Source organism: Polaromonas sp. P1_G2 (assembly GCF_056405515.1).
The window spans coordinates 1-18792 of the sequence record NZ_JBFUBY010000149.1 but is presented as its reverse complement, the minus strand read 5'-3'; the positions used below and the strand labels follow the sequence as shown (position 1 = coordinate 18792).

Sequence of the window (18792 nt, the reverse complement as noted above, 5' to 3'; positions counted from 1 at the left end):
GCCCTGGCGCTGCTCGCGGACACCGGGCACCGGRTCGACCTCCCGCGCGCGGCCTGGCTGGAGCGGCAGCTGGCGCGCACCGCGGCCTTCCGCCAGGGGCTGGAGCGGGCCTTTCCGTTTCCGGTGCATTGGGCCGCCAATGCACCCGACGAGCTTGTGGTCTGCCGCTGCGAGGAAATCACGGCGGGTGAATTGCGCCGCTGCGTGGCCGACACCGGCGCGCGCGAGATGAACCGCCTCAAGGCGTTGACGCGGGTCGGCATGGGCAGATGCCAGGGCCGCAGTTGCGGCGTGGCGGCGGCCGAGATCCTCGCGCAGGCCTGCAGCGTGCAGCCCGATGCCGTGGGCCGGCTGCGCGGGCAGTCGCCCATCAAGCCGCTGCCGTTTTCGGCCGCGGCCGCACCGGCGCTGCAGCAGGAGGCCGCATGATGGAACGCATCACGGCCGACGTGGCGATTGTGGGCGGCGGCATCATGGGTGCGTCGGCCGCGCTGTTTTTGCGCCGCATGGGCTTTTCGGTCGTGCTGCTGGAGCGCGACCTCTGCGGTTCGCGCTCCAGCGGCGTGAACTACGGCGGCGTGCGCCGCCAGGGCCGGCCGCTGAGCCAGCTGCCGCTGTCGCAGCGCGCGCAGGGCCTGTGGGCGCGCCTGCCCGAACTCATAGGCATAGACGGCGAATACATCCAGTCCGGCCATCTCAAGATCGCGCGCAGCGAGGCCGACCTGGCTTCGCTTGAAAGCTACCGCGAGCGCACGCAGGGCTGGGGCATGGACTTGCAGATGCTGTCCACGCGCGCCCTGCGCGAGCGCTGCCCCTGGCTGGGCCGGGCCGCCGTCGGCGCCTCGCTGTGCCCCGGCGACGGCCAGGCCAACCCGCGCCTGGTGTCGCCGGCCTTCGCGCTGGCCGCGCGCAACCTGGGCGCCCACATCCGCGAGCAGACCCGTGTGGACGAGGTCGCGCACGACGGCGAGCTGTTTGTGCTGCGCTCGGGCGAGGTGCTGGAAGTGCGCGCCAAACATTTGCTCAACTGCGCCGGCGCCTGGGCCGACCGCATTGCCGCGCAATTTGGCGAGACCGTGCCCATGGAGGCCGGCCACCCCGAGATGGCGGTGACCGAGCCCTTGCCCGCGTTCATGGACCTGAGCCTGGGCGTGGAGGGCGGCGGCATCTACGCGCGCCAGGKGGCGCGCGGCAACTGCGTCATCGGCGGCGGCCGGGGTTATGCACTGGACGAGCAGCGCGCCCGAGCGCAGCGCAGCGGCCTGTCCGGCCTGATGCAGCAGACCGTCGAGCTGCTGCCGGCACTGAAAAACGCCCACATCATTCGCACCTGGAGCGGCACCGAGGGCTACCTGCCGGACCGACTACCGGTGCTGGGCCCTAGCGCCACCACACCGGGCCTGATTCATGCATTCGGTTTTGCCGGCGGCGGTTTCCAGTTGGGGCCGGGTGTCGGCGCGGTGCTGGCCGACCTGGTCTGCGAAGGCCGCAGCGCCACGCCGATTGAGGCTTTTTCGATTGAACGTTTTCCTTCAAGCCCGCGTGCGGCAACCACCGGGCCTGCCTCTTCCGCCGTTGTCTAGCCATCTTCCTTTCACTGCCATTTCTTTCACCCACGCCACCAGGAGCTTTCCATGAACACCTCCCCACGATTCCTGACCGCCCGCGCCACCGCGGTGTCGCTTGCCGTTATTGCCGGCCTGGCCGGCGGCAACGCCATGGCCCAGGCCAAGACGCTGTACATCGGCATGAACGGCGGCACCATGGAAAAAACCTATACCGAACACGTCTTCGGCGCGTTTGAGAAAGCCAACAACGTCAAGGTCGTGGTCGTGCCCGGCACCTCCTCGGACATCCTGGCCAAGGCGCAGGCCAACAAGGACAACCCGCAAATGCACGTGATGTTCCTGGATGACGGCATCATGTACCGCGCCATCGGCATGGGCCTGTGCGAAAAAATGCAGGCCGGCCCGGCGCTGAACGATTTGTTCCCGACCGCGCGCTTCAAGGGCGACATGGCCGCCGGCGTCAACATCGGCATGACCGGCATCGCCTACAACAAGAAGATGTTCACCGAAAAGGGCTGGGCGCCGCCGACCTCGTGGATGGACATGGCCAATCCCAAGTACAAGGGCAAGGTGGTGTTCCAGTCGCTGTCCTCGTCGACCTTCGGCCTGCACGGCTTTCTGCTGTTCAACCGCATCCAGGGCGGCAGCGACAAGAACGTGGAGCCCGGCTTCAAGGCCTGGCCCACGACCATAGGCCCCAATGTGCTCGAGTACATCCCGAGCTCCGCCAAGCTCGCTGAAATGGTGCAGACCGGCGAGGCCGCGATGTTCCCCCTCACGCCCACGGCAGTCGGCGTGCTCAAAGACAAGGGCCTGCCCGTGGAATACGTGCAGCCCAAGGAAGGCTCGGCCGTGCTGACCGTCGGCGAATGCGTGATCGCCAAAAACAGCGAACCCGCGCTGGCCCACAAGCTGGCCCAGTACCTGCTGTCGCCCGAAGCCCAGGCCGCTGCACTCGAGTTCGGCGACCAGATCCCGTCCAACCCCAAGACCAAGGCTTCCGGCAAGGCCGCCGCGCTGGTGACCCAGATGAACGAGTACATGAAGACCGCCATCGCTGTGGACTGGGACGTGATCAACGAAAACCGCCCGGCCTGGAATGCGCGCTGGAACAAGACGGTCGAGCGCTGATTCTTCTTTAATGCCAGCTGGCCGCAATCACCGGGGCCAGCTGGGCCGCATAGGCGGCCGGCAGGTCCGTCTGCCCCATCGACGGCGGGGCAAATGAGGCCATGGCCTGCACCAGGATCTCGGCATCGGAATCCCGCAGCATCTTGCCGTCGCTGAGCCTGATCTGCTCGACATGGTGGGTGCTGCCGAGGTACCAGTCCTGCACGGCGGCCTTGTCGGCGCTACCGATGATGTTGATTTCCAGGTCATTGCCGATGCGGCGCGTCCAGAGCTGGCTGGCATTGATCTCCGCACCGAAAGACAGCACATCAATGGTGTCCGGTGTCGCATCGTTCTCCACAATGCGGTCTTCTCCCATGCCCCGGCCAGCCTGATAGGTGTCGCCGCCATGGCCGCCCGCGAGAGTGTTGTTGCCGTCTTTCGTGATGCGCAAGCTGCGATCGGCGCCGTTGCCCGCCAGCGCGAAGGTGTAACCCTGTTCCCCGTTTCGCCAGACGTTCTCCAGCCCCTCCACCTTCTTGCCGCCTTGCAGTGTGCCGCCGTCCACCAGGATGCGGCCCAGGCCGTCGCTGTCCACGATGGTGTCGGAACCGAATGCGCCTGAAAATTGGTAGGTGTCGACGCCGCCACCGCCCGCAAGCATGTCAACACCCGCGCTGCCGTCCAGGGTGTCATTGCCCTGGCCTGCGTACAAGGTGTCGGCGCTGCTGCCCCCGGTCAATGAGTCGCCGCCGGCGCCACCGATGAATATCTGCGTTTTGCTGCCGTCCCTGGCTGCCGCTGTGGTGCCCTCACTTCCGATGACGACATTCCATTGGTCGTAATTGACGACTTCGGCAAAAGTCCCGTGTGCGCGGGCAATAGGGCTCAGCCAGGGATCCACGTAACGTACGGCTTTGTTCAGCGCACCGTCCAGGCCTGCGCCTTGAGCCGAGGTGTATTGCAGCAGGTTCCCGGTCTGGGTGAAGAATTCCTGGCCTGCATAGTTTCTGCCTTGCCAGAAATACCACTCGATGCTCTGGGCGGTCAGGGCGTCTTGCGCGGCCCGGTTCAGGCCGGCCATATTGGTGCCCATTTTTTGCAAGTCATTGGCGAAGTGGCTGAGCATGGCATTGGGGGCAGTTTCCGCTATACCAACTTGATTGCGGTTGAGCTTGACAAGAAAATCCTGCTCTTTGCCGGTGATCAGATCTACGGCATAGAAAGTTCTGTCAAATATCAGCGGCAAGGCACCCGTCAAGGTAGCGGACCATTTGTTAAAGGTCGGGCTCATCAAACCCGCGGCGTGCAAATCAATGCTGTGCTTGGAGGTCATGCCCAGTTCGGTTTCACCGGCGGTGAATAGCGATGTGCGTGTGCCCGAGGTTTCAATAAAAGGCAAGAGGAAGAGCGTTTTTTCCAGTATCTCGCCTTTGACGGCCCAGGCCTGGACCTTGGCCGAACGCGCGGTGTAGTCGCCGCCTGGACTGAAGTCGGCCAGGGCTTCCGGAATGCCGACCAGATGAGGGTCGGCCAGTGCATTGGCAAAAAGCTTGGCCCTGATGGCGGCCAGCGGCCCCAATACGCCCAGGACATATTGCGTGGGATCGGCGGACTTGCCAAACGGCGCGGGCGCAAACACCTTGGCGGGCCGATCAAAATACACGGCCATCATGGCGGCCAGGCCGCCACCCAGGCTGTGTCCGGTAAAGGTGATGTTGTTGCCGAGGTCGGCGGCAACCCTTTGGTACAGCTCTGCCGCGGCAATCGCTTGCGGGCCCAGCAGGCCGACAGCCAAAGGCATATTGCCCGCGAACCAGTCGCCGGCTTGCCCCGCGCCTGAACCACCAAACTGCGTGCCCGCGTAGGCGATCACGATTTCGCCCGTCACGTCCCGATAGACGCGGGCGCTAAACCCACTGCCGGGAAAGCTGGCATTGGCGCCAGACCCTGAAATGGCGTATTTGGTTAACTCGGTCCAACCGGGCGGGATGGGGGAATAGTTTCCCCTAAATTCCCTGGCGTCTCTATAGGCGTCGCCCGACAACAATGCATACTCGAATGGTTGTGTCACTTTGAGCCCCCTATTTCTTTGGTGGATGTAGAAGGGCTGCTTGGAATYGCAGCGCCCTCTGGCGGATGGCAAGTGTTGATATGACCATAGCTAAGGGGATGTCTTATCAACCAATCCTCTTTATCCCTTAGCGATATGCGTCGCTCGTGAAATTGGGCATGCTCAGCGGCTATGCCGTATAGCAACATGTTTGGCATGCGAATTGCCTGCGGCAAGTCATGTATCCGAATGGGAACAAATTGAGTACCTGCAAGCTTCGCAACTTTGTCGCAACCACCCCAGCGATAGAGTCCCCAGTTTTGTCCCGGTATTTCCTCGGAGCGGTAATAAGGTGCCCCTCGCAGCGTGACGTACCATGCGCCTTCATGCTGATCAAGAAGGGAGAGCCTATGCCCTTTGAATAGCTGATTGACCTTGCCGCTTGGTCCGCCGGCATCAAACGTCAGCGTCGTATCTCTCGAAATGATGCTTCCTCCGTATCGTGTGAACCCTTGGCTGAGGCGTTCATAGGTGCGCTTCAAATGCACAACGATCACGCGCCCATCGTGCAGTTGCACTTCTTCATCCCATTCAAGATCAAACCACCGGTCATACAGGCAGCCGCTCAGCAATGGAGAGGATGTCACTGCAACCAGCAAGGCTCGACGGTTCATGCCGGCCCCCCTGCTTTTTTGATCGACATAGAAGGCTCGGCTGAGTTCGCAGTTCCCTCTGGCGGGCGGCAACTGCTGATATGACCATAGCTAAGGGGATGTTTTATCAACCAATCCTCTTTATCCCTTAGCGATATGCGTCGCTCGTGAAATTGGGCATGCTCAGCGGCTACGCCGTATAGCAACATGTTTGGCATGCGAAATGCACGCGGCAAATCGTGGATCTGGATGGGGGTAAATTGAGTACCCACAAGCTTCGCTACCTCATCGCAATCACCCCAGGCATAGCGCCCCCAGTTTTGTCCCGGTATTTCCTCGGAGCGGTAATAGGGCCCCCCTCGCAGCGTCACGTACCATGCGCCTTCATGCTGATCAAGGAGGGAAGGGCTATATCCTTTGAATAGCTGAGTGACCTTGCCGCTTGTTTCGCCGGCATCAAACGTCAGCGCCGTATCCCTTGCCATGATGACCCCGCCGTACCGTGTAAAGCCTTGATGAATGCGTTCGTAGGTATTCTTCAAATGCACAACGATCACGCGTCCATCGTGCAGTTGCACTTCTTCATCCCATTCGAGATCAAACCGCCGGTCATACAGGCAACCGCTCAGCAATGGAATGGATGTCGCGGCAAGCAGCATGGTTCGGCGGTTCATGCCGGGACTCCTGTTTTTCTTATGCTGTTCCAGCCCAAAAGCATCAAGTTGTTGGAGCAAGCAGCCAACTGCGCTGCAACAAACAGGGAAACCGACAGTCGCGACAGCCCCCTGAAGCAGTTCATTGCAATCCCTTGCGGTCTGTGGCGAGGCTATTCGCCGGAATACCGCTTCCCTGGGCTTTGTGTTCGCTCCGCGCCCCAGGTGCTCCAGGTCCGGTGGTTTTGCCAGCCAAATGGAGCAATGGCATCGTCACAAAGAGCACAAACAACAGGAATTTCAGCAGCATGCGCATCGGCCGGTCGGGTATCAGGTGTAAGGAGATGCAGGGAAAGACGCCAATAGCGTTTAAACATGCCTGCATACACATCTCTCATAGGGTGAATGGACACAAACCGCACGTGAAAATGACCATGAACATCACCATGAACATGATGATGAACACAGACGAGGCATGGACATCCAAGGCTCTTCCCGCGAGACCTCGCGTAAAGAAAGATGCGGGATTGAATGCAGAGGGAGCTTGCGTGCTCAGGCGCAAAACGCAAAACGCAAAACCAGAGGCCCGCCTGCCGCGCCTTCCCGGGCTTGTCTGAAAAAACGCTGCTGCGCCTTAAGGCCGCCGACGCAACAGCCGCAAGCCGTTGCCCACCACCAGCAGGCTGGCGCCCATGTCTGCGAACACCGCCATCCACATCGTGGCCGTGCCGAACACGGCGAGGACCAGGAAAACGCTCTTGATGCCCAGGGCCAGGCTGATGTTTTGCCAGAGGACGGCATGCGTGCGCTGTGACAGGCGCACGGTCTCGGCCACGCGCTGCAGCTTGTCGTTCATGATGACCACGTCGGCCGCTTCCATGGCGGTGTCGGAACCCGCGCCGCCCATGGCGAAGCCGATGTCGGCCTGGGCCAGTGCGGGTGCGTCGTTGATGCCGTCGCCGATCATGCCGGTGACGCCGTAGCGCTGCTGCATTTCGCGGATCGCATCCAGCTTGGCTTCGGGCAGCAGCTCGCCGCGCGCGTCGTTTATGCCGGCCTGCGCCGCGATGGCGAGCGCCGTGGCAGCGTTGTCGCCGGTCAGCATCACGGGCGTGACACCCAGCGCCTTGAGGTCGGTGATGGCCTGGCGCGAGCTTTCCTTGATGGTGTCGGCCACCGCGAACAGGGCCAGCACGCGGCGCTCGTCGGCCAGCAGGGTCACGGTGCGGCCCTGCTGCTCATGGCGCGCAAGCTCGGCTTCCAGCTCCACGCCGCACCGCCCGAGTTCATGGATCAGGCGGTGGTTGCCCAGCACCAGGCGCCGCCCCGCGATGGCGCCCTCCGTGCCGCGCCCCGGCAGGGCCTTGAAGTCCTGCACCTCGGCAGGCTCGGTGTTCAAGCCCGCGGCGATGGCTTTGGACACCGGATGGTCGGAGCGCGCGGCCATGCCGGCGGCCAGCTGCGTGAGGGATGCTTCGCCGGCATCGCCCCAGGCGCGCCAGTCCACGAGCCGGGGTTTGCCTTCGGTGATGGTGCCGGTCTTGTCGAGCGCGACGGCCTTGAGCAGGCGCGCCTGTTCAAGATAGGTGCCGCCCTTGATGAGGATGCCGCGCCGCGCGGCGGCCGACAGGCCGCTGACGACGGTGACCGGCGTGGAGATCACCAGCGCGCAGGGGCAGGCGATCACCAGCAGCACCAGCGCCTTATAGAGTGACTCCTGCCAGCTGAGGCCTGCGACCAAGGGCATGAGAACGGCCACCGCGACTGCGATCGCGAACACGGCGGGTGTATAGACCGCGGCGAAGCGGTCGACAAACCGCTGCGTGGGTGCGCGGCTGCCCTGAGCCTGCTCCACCGCATGGATGATGCGCGCCAGTGTGGTGTTGCCGGCCGCCGCCGTGACGCGGATTTCGATCTCGCCTGTTTCATTGATGGTGCCGGCGAAGACGGCGTCGCCGATTTCCTTGTCGACCGGAATGCTCTCGCCGGTGATGGGCGCCTGGTTGACGGCGCTGCTGCCTTGCGTGACGAGGCCGTCCAGCGGCACGCGTTCGCCGGGGCGTATGCGCACCACAGCTTGCAGCGGCACGGCGGCCACCGGTGTGATGGTCCAGGCGCCGTCTTCATCCTGCATCAGCGCCTGTTCGGGCGCCATGTCCAGCAGGTCCTTGATCGCGTTGCGGGCGCGGTCCACGGCGCGGGCTTCGATCAGCTCGGCAATTGCATACAGCGCCATCACCATGGCGGCTTCCGGCCATTGGCCTATCAGGAAAGCGCCGGTGACGGCCACCGACATCAGCGCGTTGATGTTGAGCTTGCCGCGCAACAGGGCGGCCATGCCTTTCTTGTAGGTGTCCAGGCCGGCCAGGGCAATCGCGGCAGCCGCCACCGCCATGCCGGCGATTTTCCAGGCCATGAGTTCGGGCGTGAAAAACGACACTGCTTCGGCGCCCACCGCCAGCACCAGTGCCACGACCAGGCGGGTGGCGCCGCCGCCAAAGCCACTGTCATGGCCGCGTAGGCGTCTTCGCTGGCGTCTATCCTGAGCGTGCGCGCCCCCAGCTGGAAGCCCAGCGAGCGTATTCCGGTGACGGGCTCCAGGGCGCGGCGTATGTCCGATTCCTCGGCGCTGCAGTCCATGGTGGCGATGCGGAACAGGCGCCCCGCGGCGCCTGCGGGGACGGCTGCGGGGGGCAGGCTTGCGTGCGCGGCATGGGCGCTGCCGCAGCAGTCGCCGGTAGGGCCTTTGAGGCCGGAAACTGGGGTTTTTTCAGGTTTCATGGCTTAATTGGAAACCCTGTAGCGGCCTTAGAGTCAAGCGCGATTGGCGAGTGACCCTGCCGCGATGTCGGGACGATGTTCAAGGAGGTCGCCATGAAAATCGGAGAGCTGGCCAAAACCGCCCAGACCCAGACGGAAACCATACGCTACTACGAGCGTGAAGGCCTGCTGCCCGAAGCGGCGCGCACCGAGGCCAATTACCGCATCTACGACGAAAGCCATGTGCAGCGCCTGGCCTTCATACGCCACTGCCGCTCGCTGGACATGACGCTTGCCGAGATCCGCACCCTGCTGAACTTCAAGGACGCGCCCGCTGGCAGCTGCGCCGACGTCAACACCTTGCTGGACGAACACATCAGCCACGTCGCCACGCGCATACGCGAGCTCAAGGCACTGGAAAAAGACCTCAAGCTGCTGCGTGAGCAATGCGCCAGCGACCAGGGCGCCGATGACTGCGGCATCCTCAGCGGCCTGGAAAAAGCCGCCTTGCGGCAAAGCCAGAACCGTACACCTGTTGTGGAGCGCGGCCATGCGGCGCACATCCACGGCGCGCACCCGCAGGTGGGCGCGCCCGGCAAAGAGGGCGGCGCCGGGCCCGCCGCGGGCAAGGCGGGCCGCGCGCGCAAATGACCCGGCCCGGGTTGCGGTATTTTTACAAAGCGCTTGCTTGCTAAAAATACCGGGTTTTGCTATGGTCCGTCCTTATGGAAAAACCCGCCACGCGTCCGCGCCTCGCCAAACGTGCCCCTTCACCCCCGAAAACCGCGGCCGCAAGCGCTGAAAAACGCCCGCGCGGCCGCCCGCGCAAAACCCTGGACGAGCGCGACGACGGCAACCGCCGCATCGAACTCATCAACGCCGCCGCCCGGCTGTTCCGGAAAAAAGGCTTCAACGCCACCAGCACGCGCGACATTGCGGCGGCGGTCGGCATGCACAGCGGCTCGCCCTTCTACCACTTCAAAAGCAAGGGCGCGTTGCTCTACGCGGTGATGGAGGAGGGCATGCGCTCGGCCCTGCTGCGCCAGGCCGCGGCCCTGCAGGCGGCCGGCTTGCCCGCCGATGACGCGCCGGCATTGCTGCGGCTGTTGATACGCAGCCACTTCGGTGTGCTGCTGGGCCCCGGCAGCGATTTCATTCCGGTCATGCTTTATGAGTCGCGCTCCATCACCACCCGGCAGCGCGCGCTGCTGACCAAGCTGCAAAGCGACTACGAAGCCGTCTGGGAGCCCGTGCTGCAGGCCCTGGCCGGGGCAGGGCAGCTCAAGGGGCCGGTGAAGCTGGCGCGCCTGCTGATGTTCGGCGCGCTCAACTGGTCGGTGCAGTGGTTTGACGCCAGGCAGTCCGCCACGCTGGACGACCTGACCGACGCGGCCATGGCGCTTTTCATTCGCGCCCCGGCGCCGGGCAAAACCTCCTCATCAAAGGCCTTGCCATGAGCTACCAATCGGTTTTCCAGCCCGGCCTGTTTGCCGGCCAGGTCATCGTCGTGACCGGCGGCGGCTCCGGCATAGGCCGCTGCATTGCGCACGAGCTCGCCGCGCTCGGCGCCCATGTGGTGCTGATAGGCCGGCAGGTGGCCAGGCTTCACGGCGTGGCAGGCGAGATCGCGGCGCAGGGCGGCCGTGTCAGCTTCCACCCTTGCGACATACGCCAGGAGAAAACCGTCAGGACCACCATCACCGCCATCGTGGTGGCCCAGGGCCGCATCGACGGGCTGGTCAACAACGCCGGCGGCCAGTACATCACGCCGCTGGAGGCCATCAGCGCCAAGGGCTGGGAGGCCGTCATCAACACCAACCTGACAGGCGGCTTCCTGATGGCGCGCGAATGCTACCTGCAGGCCATGCAGGACAAGGGCGGCAGCATCGTCAACATCGTGGCCGACATGTGGGGCTCCATGCCCAGCATGGGCCACAGCGGCGCGGCGCGCGCCGGCATGGTGAGCTTCACCGAAACCGCGGCGGCCGAATGGGCCAGAAGCGGCGTGCGCGTGAACGCGGTGGCGCCCGGCTACATCGCCTCCAGTGGCATGGACCACTACCCGCCCGAGGCCGGCCCCATGCTGCGCGAGATGCGCCACACCGTGCCGCTGGGCCGCTTCGGCACCGAAAGCGAAACCTCGGCCGCCGTGGTGTTTTTGCTCAGCAAGGCCGCCAACTTCATCAGCGGCAGCACCTTGCGCGTGGACGGCGCCAGGCCCCAGGTGCGCATGGGCTGGCCCCAGCAGCGGCTCGACGCCGAAGCGCTGCAGCGTGAGGCCGTCAAGCCCTTCGACGGCTTCCACCTCGCCGAAACACCGAAAGTCTTGCAGTCATGACACTGTTCCAGTCCGCGTGGAATGCGCAGTCGCCGCGGGCCTTGCAGCGGCGGGACGCCATGCTGGCGCGCATCGCGGCGCTGCGGGGGCTTGAAGAGCGCAGCGCCGCCGCTTCGGCGAAGTCGCGGCCCGCCTTCGACAAGCGCGGCCAACTCTTGCCGCGCGAACGTGTGGCGCTGCTGCTGGACGCCGGCGCGCCCTGGCTGCCGCTGTGCTCGCTGGCCGGCTACCTGCAGGACAGCAAGGAGGCTGCCAACTCGGTGCCGGGCGGCGGCGTGGTGGCCGGCATCGGTTTTGTCAGCGGCRTGCGCTGCATGGTGGTGGCCAGCGACTCGGGCATAGAAGCCGGCGCCGTGCAAGCCATGGGCCTGGAAAAAATCCTGCGTGTGCAGGAAATCGCCTTGCAAAACAAATTGCCCTTTGTCCACCTGGTCGAAAGCGCGGGCGCCAACCTCATGCGCTACCGGGTCGAAGGTTTTGTGCAGGGCGGCGCATTGTTCCGCAACCTGGCGCGCCTGTCGGCGGCCGGCATTCCCGTCATCACCGTGCAGCACGGCTCGGGCACGGCGGGCGGCGCCTATATGCCCGGCCTCAGCGACGTTGTCATCATGGTGCGCGACCGTTCGCGCGCCTTCCTGGCCGGCCCGCCGCTGCTGATGGCCGCCACCGGCGAAGTGGCGACTGAAGAGGAACTGGGCGGGGCGCAGATGCACAGCACCGTATCCGGCCTGGGCGAACAGCTGGCCGGGGACGACCGCGAGGCGCTGGGCCTGGCGCGCGAGGTGGTGGCGCGCACGGCGTGGGCGCAGGCAGCCTCCGCAAGCCTGGCGCGTGAACCGCTGTACCCGGCGCAAGAGCTATTGGGCCTGGTGCCGGACGACCTGCGCCAGCCGCTGGACATGCAGGAACTGATCGCGCGGCTGGTGGATGGCTCCGACTTTCTGCCCTTCAAGGCGCTTTACGGCGCGGCCACGGTCTGCGTGCAGGCGTCCCTGGGTGGCCATGCCGTCGGCATTCTCAGCAACAACGGCCCCATCGACGTGGCCGGCGCCAACAAGGCCGCCCATTTCATCCAGCTGATGTGCCAGCTGGGCCATCCCATCATCTACCTGCAGAACACCACCGGTTATATGGTGGGCAAGGAGAGCGAGCAGGCCGGCATGATCAAGCACGGCTCCAAGATGATCCAGGCCGTCACCAATGCCACGGTGCCGCAAATCACCATCCAGTGCGGTGCGTCCTTCGGCGCCGGCAACTACGGCATGTGCGGCCGTGCTTATGCACCGCGTTTTCTTTTCAGCTGGCCCAGCGCGAAAACGGCCGTGATGGGCGGCGAGCAGGCCGCACGCACCATGCAGATCGTCGGTGAAGCGGCGTTGGCGCGCAAGGGCATTGCGCCCGACCCAGCCCAGTCACAGACCCAGTACGACAAGATCGTTGCGATGGTCGAAGCCCAGGCCGATGTGTTCTACACCTCGGGCCTGGTGCTGGACGACGGCGTGATAGATCCGCGCGACACGCGCGCCGTGCTGGCGCAATGCCTGGACATCTGCGCCCAGGCTGAGGCGCGGCGGCTCAGGCCGCTGCAATTCGGCGTGGCGCGCATGTAGCTCATTCCCCCACAAGAAAACAGAAGAGATAAAGAAGCAAAGAAGCAAAGAAGCGGAGACAAAAATGCAGTACAGCCACGAACACCTGGAAATCCAGAAAACCCTCAAGCGTTTCATCGACGCCGAGATCAACCCGCACGTCGATGAATGGGAGGCGGCCGAAATATTCCCGGCGCACGAGGTCTTCAAGAAACTCGGCAAGCTGGGCCTGCTGGGCCTGACCAAACCCGAAGCGTACGGCGGCGCGGGCCTGGATTATTCCTACGGTGTGGCCATGGCCGAGGCGCTGGGCCACATCGACTGCGGCGGCGTGCCCATGGCCATCGGCGTGCAGACCGATATGTGCACACCGGCGCTGGCGCGCTTCGGCAGCGACGAGCTCAAGCGCGAGTTCCTGGCGCCCGCGATTGCCGGCGACACCGTGGGCTGCATAGGCGTGAGCGAGCCCGGCGCGGGCAGCGACGTGGCCTCCATCAAAAGCCACGCGCGCAAGGACGGCGGCGACTACGTCATCAGCGGCCAGAAGATGTGGATCACCAACAGCCTGCAGGCCGACTGGATGTGCATGCTGGTCAATACCGGTGAAGGCCCTGCGCACAAAAACAAAAGCCTGGTGATGGTGCCCATGCGCGAAGGCGGCAAGCTGCGCAAAGGCATTGAAGCGGCGAAAAAGATCAAAAAAATCGGCATGAACTCGTCCGACACCGGCCTGATCTACTTCGACGAAGTGCGCGTGCCGCAGCGCTACCTCATCGGCAGCGAGGGCTCGGGTTTTGCCTACCAGATGATGCAGTTCCAGGAGGAACGCCTCTGGTGCGCGGCCAGCTGCATACAGTCGCTGAGCAACTGCATCGAATGGACGGTCGAATGGGCGCATGAGCGCAAGCTTTTCGGCGCCGTGCTGGCCGACCAGCAATGGGTRCAGTTCAAGCTGGCCGAGATGAAGACCGAAGTCGAAAGCCTGCGCGCCATGACTTACCGCGCCTGTGAGCTTTATGTGCAAGGCCAGGATGTGACCGAACTCGCTTCCATGGCCAAGCTCAAGGCCGGGCGGCTCAACCGGCTGGTGCCCGACACCTGCCTGCAGTTCTGGGGCGGCATGGGCTACACCTGGGAGAACAAGGTCGCGCGCATGTTCCGCGACGGCCGGCTGGCCTCCATAGGCGGCGGCGCCGACGAAGTCATGATGGGCATCATCGCCAAGATGATGGGCGTGGCCAAGTCCTCCAGGAAGCCCGCGTGACCGCCATGAACAAGCTGCTGGATGTGGTGCGCGAAGGCGCGACCGAGACCTGGATTTTGAACGACCCAGCCGCGCGTAACGCTTTGAGCGATGCGATGGTGGAAGCCTTGCAGGCCGCCTGCGAGCGCGCGGCAAAAGACCTTTCGCTGCGCTTTGTTGTGCTGGCCGGGGCCGGCGGCGCTTTTTGCACGGGCGGCCGCCTGGGTGGTTTTTCCGAGGCCATAGGCCAGGCCCTGCCGCCGGGCGCGGTGGACCCGCTGGTCGCGATGAACCGCCGCTTCGGCACGCTGCTGCAATCCTTGAGCAAGCTGCCGCAAGTGCTGGTGGCCGTGGTCAACGGCCCGGCCATGGGCGGCGGCCTGGGCCTGGTGTGCTGCGCCGACTTTGTGCTGGCCGGTTATCGCGCGGTGCTGGCCGCGCCCGAGGTGACGCTGGGCATTGCCCCCGCGCAGATCGCGCCCTTTGTGCTCAAGCGCCTGGGCGACCGCGCCGCGCGGCAATGCCTGCTGACGGGCCGCAGGTGGACGGCGTGGGAAGCCCTGCAGCTGGGCCTGGTGGATGAAGTGCATGCCGGCGATGAATTGCCGGCGGCTTTGCAGGCCCTGCTGGCCCGGCTGGGCCAGGCGGGGCCGCGCGCGCTGGCCGCCACCAAGGAATTGCTGGCGGCATCGCAGGGCCAGCCGGACGTGCTGGACCAGGCGGCCGCCCTGTTTGCCGGCAGCCTGCGCGGCGCCGAGGCGGCCGAAGGGCTGCGGGCTTTTGCGCGCAAAGCCGAGCCGGAATGGGCCGTATGACAAAAATCCATCGCCTGCTGGTGGCGAATCGCGGCGAGATCGCCCGCCGCATTCTGCGCACCGCCCACGCCATGGGCATGCAAACGGTGGCGGTGTATTCGGACGCCGATGTCGGCGCGCTGCATGTGCGCGAGGTCGGCATGGCGCGTGCCCTGGGCGGCGACGCCTCGGCCGATTCCTATTTGCGGATCGACAAGCTGGTCGCCGCGGCGCAGGACAGCGGCGCCGACGCGGTGCATCCCGGCTACGGCTTCCTCAGCGAGAACGCCGCCTTTGCCGAGGCGGTGATCGCGGCGGGGCTGGTGTGGGTGGGGCCGCCGCCGGCCGCGATGCGGCAGCTGGGCAGCAAGGCTGCCGCCAAACAGCTGGCGCAGGCGCAAGGCGTGCCCTGCCTGCCGGGCTACCAGGGGCAGGACCAATCGGATGCACGCTTTGAAACCGAGGCCGGCCGCATCGGCTACCCGCTGATGGTCAAGGCCGTGGCGGGCGGCGGTGGGCGCGGCATGCGGCTGGTGTTGTCAGCCGAGGATTTGCCGTCGGCCCTGCGCAGCGCACGCTCTGAGGCTGCGTCAGCCTTCGGCAGTGAAGAACTGCTGATCGAAAAAGCCCTGATGAACCCTCGCCATGTCGAGGTGCAGGTGTTTGCCGATGGCCATGGCGCTTGCATCCATCTTGGCGAGCGCGACTGCTCGGTGCAGCGGCGCCACCAGAAGCTCATTGAAGAAACGCCGAGTCCCGCCGTCGATGCGACCCTGCGAGCGCGCATGTGCGGTGCTGCCGTGGCGCTCGCACAGGCTGCGGGCTATGTGGGCGCGGGCACGGTGGAGTTTCTGGTCGAAGGTGGTGACTTCTTTTTGATGGAGATGAACACGCGCCTGCAGGTCGAGCACCCTGTGACCGAAGCGGTCACCGGACTGGACCTGGTCGAGTGGCAGCTGCGCATCGCCCAGGGCGAGGCCTTGCCGCTGGCCCAGGAGGACGTGGTGTTCACGGGCCATGCCATCGAAGTGCGCCTGTGCGCGGAGGACGAAGACTTCAGGCCGCACGCCGGCACGGTTCAGCGCTTTCGCGAGCCGGGCGGCGTTCGTTTCGACCATGCGCTGTTCGAAGGCCTGGTGGTGCCGCCGCATTACGACTCCATGCTGGGCAAGCTGGTGGCGCATGCGGCCACGCGCGAGAAGGCGGTCGACAGCCTCCTCGCGGCGCTGGGCCGTACCGAGGTGCTGGGCCTGCCGACCAACCGCACCTTTTTGGCCGCTTGCCTGGGACATCCGGTGTTTCGAGCCGGTGATGCGCTGATTCCTTTTCTGGCAGAGCACGGCGCTGCTCTGAGAGCAGGACTGCGGAAAGCGCAAGAAGAGGCGCTTGTACCGCTGGGGCTCGCGGCGCTTTTCCCTGGGGCCGGCTCCGAGCTGCCGTGTTCGTTTCCCAAACCGCTCAGGCTGCGGCACGGCGGCCAGGTGCTGGACCTGCGCGTGCGCGAAGCGGGCCGGGGACGCCTGGAGGTGGAGACCGGGGGACAGACCTCACCGGAGGCGATGGTGGCGGGAGATGGTGCCATCACGGTGCAAACCAGTGGCACGCAGCGGCGCGTGGTGGCCTTGCGCCTTCTGGACGCCGTGGGGCAGGCCGCCTTGCGCTGGCATGTGCAGGCGGATGGCGTCGATCTTTTCCTCGAAGACGCGAGCTTTGAAGCCGCGGCTTCGGGCGCGGCGGCCGCATCGCGCGAGTTGCGTGCAGCATTCAATGGCAAGGTCATCGCCGTGCATGCTGTTCCCGGCCAGGCCGTGCGGCGCGGCGACACCCTGCTGGTGATTGAATCCATGAAGCTCGAACATACGGTCAATGCCCCGCACGACGCGGTGCTGGCGGCTGTGATGGTGGCGCCCGGCCAGCAGGCCGCGCCCGGCCAGGTCTTGCTGAGGTTTGAGGCATGAGCGCGTCGTACGCAGCTCGGGGCGAGGAGGAAGTAATCAACGCCATGGCCGATACCGTGAGGCTTTTTGCCGAACGCGAGATTGCGCCGCACGTTACGGCCTGGGACGAAGCCGGCGAGTTTCCCCGTGCGCTTTACACGCGGGTGGCTGAATTGGGCCTGCTGGGCCTGGGCTATCCCGAGGCGCTGGGCGGCACGCCGGCTTCCTGGCAGCTGCGCAACGCGGTCACCCTTGCCTTGTGCCGCTACGGCGGCAGCGGAGGTGTGATGGCAAGCCTCTTTTCCCACAACATCGCGCTGCCGCCCGTGCTGCGCCATGGCAGCCCGGATCTGCAACAAGAGATCATCACACCCGTGCTGCGCGGCGAAAAAATCGCGGCGCTGGCCGTCACCGAACCCGGCGGCGGGTCCGACGTGGCCGCGCTGCGCAGCACCGCGCGGCGTGACGGCGGCGACTATGTCATCGACGGCGAGAAGGTGTTCATCACCTCGGGTATGCGCGCCGACTTCCTGACCGCGGCCGTGCGCACCGGTGAGGCCAAGGGGCCGGCGGGCATCTCCTWGCTGGTGGTGCCGGGCGATGCGGCAGGCCTGTCGCGCAGCCCTTTGCAGAAGATGGGCTGGTGGTGTTCGGACACGGCGCATCTGCGCTTTGACAAGGTGCGGGTGCCGGCCCGCTACCTGATCGGCGAGGAGGGCGCTGGTTTCCGCATGGTCATGGGCAACTTCAACGGCGAGCGCATGGCGTTGGCCGTGGCCGCGCTGGGTTTTGCCGAGGCCTGTTACGACGAAGCACTGGACTGGGCGCGCCAGCGAAAGACTTTCGGTGCGGCTCTGGTCGAACGCCAGGTGGTGCGCCACAAACTGGTCGACATGCAGATGCGCATCGCCTCCACCCGCGCCTGGACGGACGCGTTGGCCGCGCGCGCCGATGCCGGCGAGGAGGCTTCGGGCAACGCCGGCTGGGTGGCCCAGGTTTGTTTGCTGAAGAACCATGCCACACAAACCATGCAGTTCTGCGCCGACCAGGCGGTACAGATCCTGGGCGGCATGGGCTATATGCGCGGCACCAAAAGCGAACGCATTTACCGTGAGGTCAAGGTCATGATGATAGGCGGCGGCGCCGAGGAAATCATGAAGGACCTCGCTGCACGACAATTGGGACTATGACCAAAGCACAGCCCATACCCACCGGTGCGATTGAATTCGAGCCGGATTTCGTCGCCGCACTCAAGAACTTGTTCGAGGAAAAAATCGTCTTCAACAAGCTGCTGGGGCTGAAGATCACTTCGGTGACGGCCGAAAGGGTCACGGCGCGCATCGACATGCGCAACGAGCTGATAGGCCACTATGCGCACAACCGCATCCACGGCGGCGTGATCAGCGCCGGGCTGGACGCCATGGGTGGGCTCGCGGTGATGGCGGCGATAGGTGCGCGCCATATGGATGAGACGCCGCTGCAGCGGCTGCAGCGTTTCACCAAGCTGGGGACTATAGATTTGCGGATCGACTATCTGCGGCCGGGGATTGGTGATTATTTTGAGCTTCGGGCTGAGGTGATGAGGCTTGGTTCGCGGGTGGCGAGTACGAGGATGGAGTTTTTGGGTTCTGATGGGAAGTTGTTTTCTACTGGGGCTGGGGCTTATATCGTTTCTTAGCCGGGGCTTGCTCCGGCGGTGCGTGCTCTTCTGAGTTTTGCTGGCCGGGGGTAGCCCGGCTGCTACTCACTTTTCTTTTGCTTCGCCAAAAGAAAAGTAAGCAAAAGAAAAGGCGACCCTGGTTGCTGCGTCCCTTCGCTTCGCTGCGGGCAACCTGCGGTGCTCGGTCCAGACGGGGTCTCGCTAAACTCGCCTTCGGCTCAAACAACGCGATCCCTGATCCGTCTGRACCTSCGCTCCTCGGCGCATCCACAAGGGGTGGGMGCGGGGARAWGAAAWCCRAACRGCCGAATACCAATAMCGAATACCTGAAGAAACAAGGACWCGCCWYGGCGAGTCCTTGTTTGTATTTGTCTTCTTTGTGTTTCCGTTTTTTCTGTCTTCTTTCTTTCCCCGTTCCCGCTTGCCCCGTCCTG

At 64.8% G+C, this 18792-nt stretch carries 17 protein-coding genes and 1 pseudogene; 13 read left to right on the top strand and 5 right to left on the bottom strand.

Features of this window, described 5'->3' with window-relative positions; translation table 11 throughout:
- The 3 genes from AC1D0P_RS15645 to AC1D0P_RS15635 form a co-directional block, all read left to right on the top strand.
- On the top strand, nt 1-429 hold a 429-nt coding region (locus AC1D0P_RS15645; protein ID WP_477677586.1), incomplete at its 5' end, for a (2Fe-2S)-binding protein.
- On the top strand, nt 426-1583 hold the full coding sequence (locus AC1D0P_RS15640) for an NAD(P)/FAD-dependent oxidoreductase (protein ID WP_477677585.1): 1158 nt from the start codon (nt 426-428) through the stop codon (nt 1581-1583). The genes AC1D0P_RS15645 and AC1D0P_RS15640, both read left to right, overlap by 4 nt.
- 51 nt (nt 1584-1634) lie before the next feature.
- The gene (locus AC1D0P_RS15635; protein ID WP_477677584.1) at nt 1635-2699 is read left to right on the top strand and encodes an ABC transporter substrate-binding protein; all 1065 of its coding nucleotides are present in this window, start codon (nt 1635-1637) and stop codon (nt 2697-2699) included.
- A 7-nt stretch (nt 2700-2706) separates the two neighbouring features.
- On the opposite strand, the gene AC1D0P_RS15630 is transcribed toward AC1D0P_RS15635, so the two are convergent.
- From AC1D0P_RS15630 to AC1D0P_RS15615, 4 genes are all read right to left on the bottom strand, one after another.
- A complete protein-coding gene (locus AC1D0P_RS15630) occupies nt 2707-4752 on the bottom strand; it encodes a Tle-like phospholipase domain-containing protein (RefSeq protein WP_477677583.1) in 2046 nt (681 codons plus the stop codon).
- Nucleotides 4749-5405 (bottom strand): hypothetical protein, encoded by a 657-nt coding sequence (locus AC1D0P_RS15625; protein ID WP_477677582.1) that lies wholly within the window; start codon nt 5403-5405, stop codon nt 4749-4751. The genes AC1D0P_RS15630 and AC1D0P_RS15625 overlap by 4 nt, the downstream gene beginning before the upstream one ends.
- On the bottom strand, nt 5402-6058 hold the full coding sequence (locus AC1D0P_RS15620) for a hypothetical protein (protein WP_477677581.1): 657 nt from the start codon (nt 6056-6058) through the stop codon (nt 5402-5404). The genes AC1D0P_RS15625 and AC1D0P_RS15620 overlap by 4 nt, the downstream gene beginning before the upstream one ends.
- Before the next feature lie 121 nt (nt 6059-6179).
- The gene (locus tag AC1D0P_RS15615) at nt 6180-6347 is read right to left on the bottom strand and encodes a hypothetical protein (RefSeq protein WP_477677580.1); all 168 of its coding nucleotides are present in this window, start codon (nt 6345-6347) and stop codon (nt 6180-6182) included.
- Nucleotides 6348-6471: 124 nt separating this feature from the next.
- Here AC1D0P_RS15615 and AC1D0P_RS15610 point away from each other — a divergent pair, with 124 nt between their 5' ends.
- Nucleotides 6472-6654 (top strand): hypothetical protein, encoded by a 183-nt coding sequence (locus tag AC1D0P_RS15610; protein WP_477677579.1) that lies wholly within the window; start codon nt 6472-6474, stop codon nt 6652-6654.
- 17 nt (nt 6655-6671) lie between these two features.
- On the opposite strand, the pseudogene AC1D0P_RS15605 reads toward AC1D0P_RS15610, so the two are convergent.
- A pseudogene (locus AC1D0P_RS15605) lies at nt 6672-8818 on the bottom strand (heavy metal translocating P-type ATPase).
- A 93-nt stretch (nt 8819-8911) separates the two neighbouring features.
- Here AC1D0P_RS15605 and cadR point away from each other — a divergent pair.
- From cadR to AC1D0P_RS15560, 9 genes are all read left to right on the top strand, one after another.
- Entirely contained in the window at nt 8912-9448 is a 537-nt protein-coding gene (gene cadR / locus AC1D0P_RS15600) for a Cd(II)/Pb(II)-responsive transcriptional regulator (RefSeq protein WP_477677578.1), read from the top strand.
- Nucleotides 9449-9522: 74 nt separating this feature from the next.
- Complete coding sequence (locus AC1D0P_RS15595; protein ID WP_477677577.1) at nt 9523-10254, top strand: TetR/AcrR family transcriptional regulator; 732 nt, start codon at nt 9523-9525, stop codon at nt 10252-10254.
- The gene (locus AC1D0P_RS15590; RefSeq protein WP_477677576.1) at nt 10251-11135 is read left to right on the top strand and encodes an SDR family oxidoreductase; all 885 of its coding nucleotides are present in this window, start codon (nt 10251-10253) and stop codon (nt 11133-11135) included. The genes AC1D0P_RS15595 and AC1D0P_RS15590 overlap by 4 nt, the downstream gene beginning before the upstream one ends.
- Entirely contained in the window at nt 11132-12745 is a 1614-nt protein-coding gene (locus tag AC1D0P_RS15585; protein ID WP_477677575.1) for an acyl-CoA carboxylase subunit beta, read from the top strand. Before AC1D0P_RS15590 ends, AC1D0P_RS15585 begins: the two co-directional genes overlap by 4 nt.
- A 64-nt stretch (nt 12746-12809) precedes the next feature.
- Nucleotides 12810-13988 (top strand): acyl-CoA dehydrogenase family protein, encoded by a 1179-nt coding sequence (locus AC1D0P_RS15580; RefSeq protein ID WP_477677574.1) that lies wholly within the window; start codon nt 12810-12812, stop codon nt 13986-13988.
- Between the two features lie 5 nt (nt 13989-13993).
- Complete coding sequence (locus AC1D0P_RS15575; RefSeq protein ID WP_477677587.1) at nt 13994-14782, top strand: enoyl-CoA hydratase/isomerase family protein; 789 nt, start codon at nt 13994-13996, stop codon at nt 14780-14782.
- Nucleotides 14779-16719 carry an acetyl/propionyl/methylcrotonyl-CoA carboxylase subunit alpha gene (locus AC1D0P_RS15570; RefSeq protein WP_477677573.1) on the top strand — a complete coding sequence of 647 codons (1941 nt, stop codon included), beginning with the start codon at nt 14779-14781 and terminating at the stop codon, nt 16717-16719. The genes AC1D0P_RS15575 and AC1D0P_RS15570 overlap by 4 nt, the downstream gene beginning before the upstream one ends.
- A gap of 44 nt (nt 16720-16763) precedes the next feature.
- Nucleotides 16764-17888, top strand: a complete 1125-nt coding sequence (locus AC1D0P_RS15565) for an acyl-CoA dehydrogenase family protein (protein WP_477677572.1) — start codon at nt 16764-16766, stop codon at nt 17886-17888.
- Nucleotides 17885-18376 (top strand): thioesterase family protein, encoded by a 492-nt coding sequence (locus tag AC1D0P_RS15560; protein WP_477677571.1) that lies wholly within the window; start codon nt 17885-17887, stop codon nt 18374-18376. Before AC1D0P_RS15565 ends, AC1D0P_RS15560 begins: the two co-directional genes overlap by 4 nt.
- Nucleotides 18377-18792 lie beyond the last annotated feature (416 nt).

Bases quoted from the DNA above. Each gene is read 5' to 3' on its own strand.
- AC1D0P_RS15620 (WP_477677581.1), bottom strand. From the start codon at position 6,058: ATGAACCGCCGAACCATGCTGCTTGCCGCGACATCCATTCCATTGCTG.
- AC1D0P_RS15635 (WP_477677584.1), top strand. From the start codon at position 1,635: ATGAACACCTCCCCACGATTCCTGACCGCCCGCGCCACCGCGGTGTCG.
- AC1D0P_RS15595 (WP_477677577.1), top strand. From the start codon at position 9,523: ATGGAAAAACCCGCCACGCGTCCGCGCCTCGCCAAACGTGCCCCTTCA.
- AC1D0P_RS15570 (WP_477677573.1), top strand. From the start codon at position 14,779: ATGACAAAAATCCATCGCCTGCTGGTGGCGAATCGCGGCGAGATCGCC.
- cadR (WP_477677578.1), top strand. From the start codon at position 8,912: ATGAAAATCGGAGAGCTGGCCAAAACCGCCCAGACCCAGACGGAAACC.
- AC1D0P_RS15615 (WP_477677580.1), bottom strand. From the start codon at position 6,347: ATGCTGCTGAAATTCCTGTTGTTTGTGCTCTTTGTGACGATGCCATTG.
- AC1D0P_RS15560 (WP_477677571.1), top strand. From the start codon at position 17,885: ATGACCAAAGCACAGCCCATACCCACCGGTGCGATTGAATTCGAGCCG.
- AC1D0P_RS15575 (WP_477677587.1), top strand. From the start codon at position 13,994: ATGAACAAGCTGCTGGATGTGGTGCGCGAAGGCGCGACCGAGACCTGG.
- AC1D0P_RS15590 (WP_477677576.1), top strand. From the start codon at position 10,251: ATGAGCTACCAATCGGTTTTCCAGCCCGGCCTGTTTGCCGGCCAGGTC.
- AC1D0P_RS15610 (WP_477677579.1), top strand. From the start codon at position 6,472: ATGAACATCACCATGAACATGATGATGAACACAGACGAGGCATGGACA.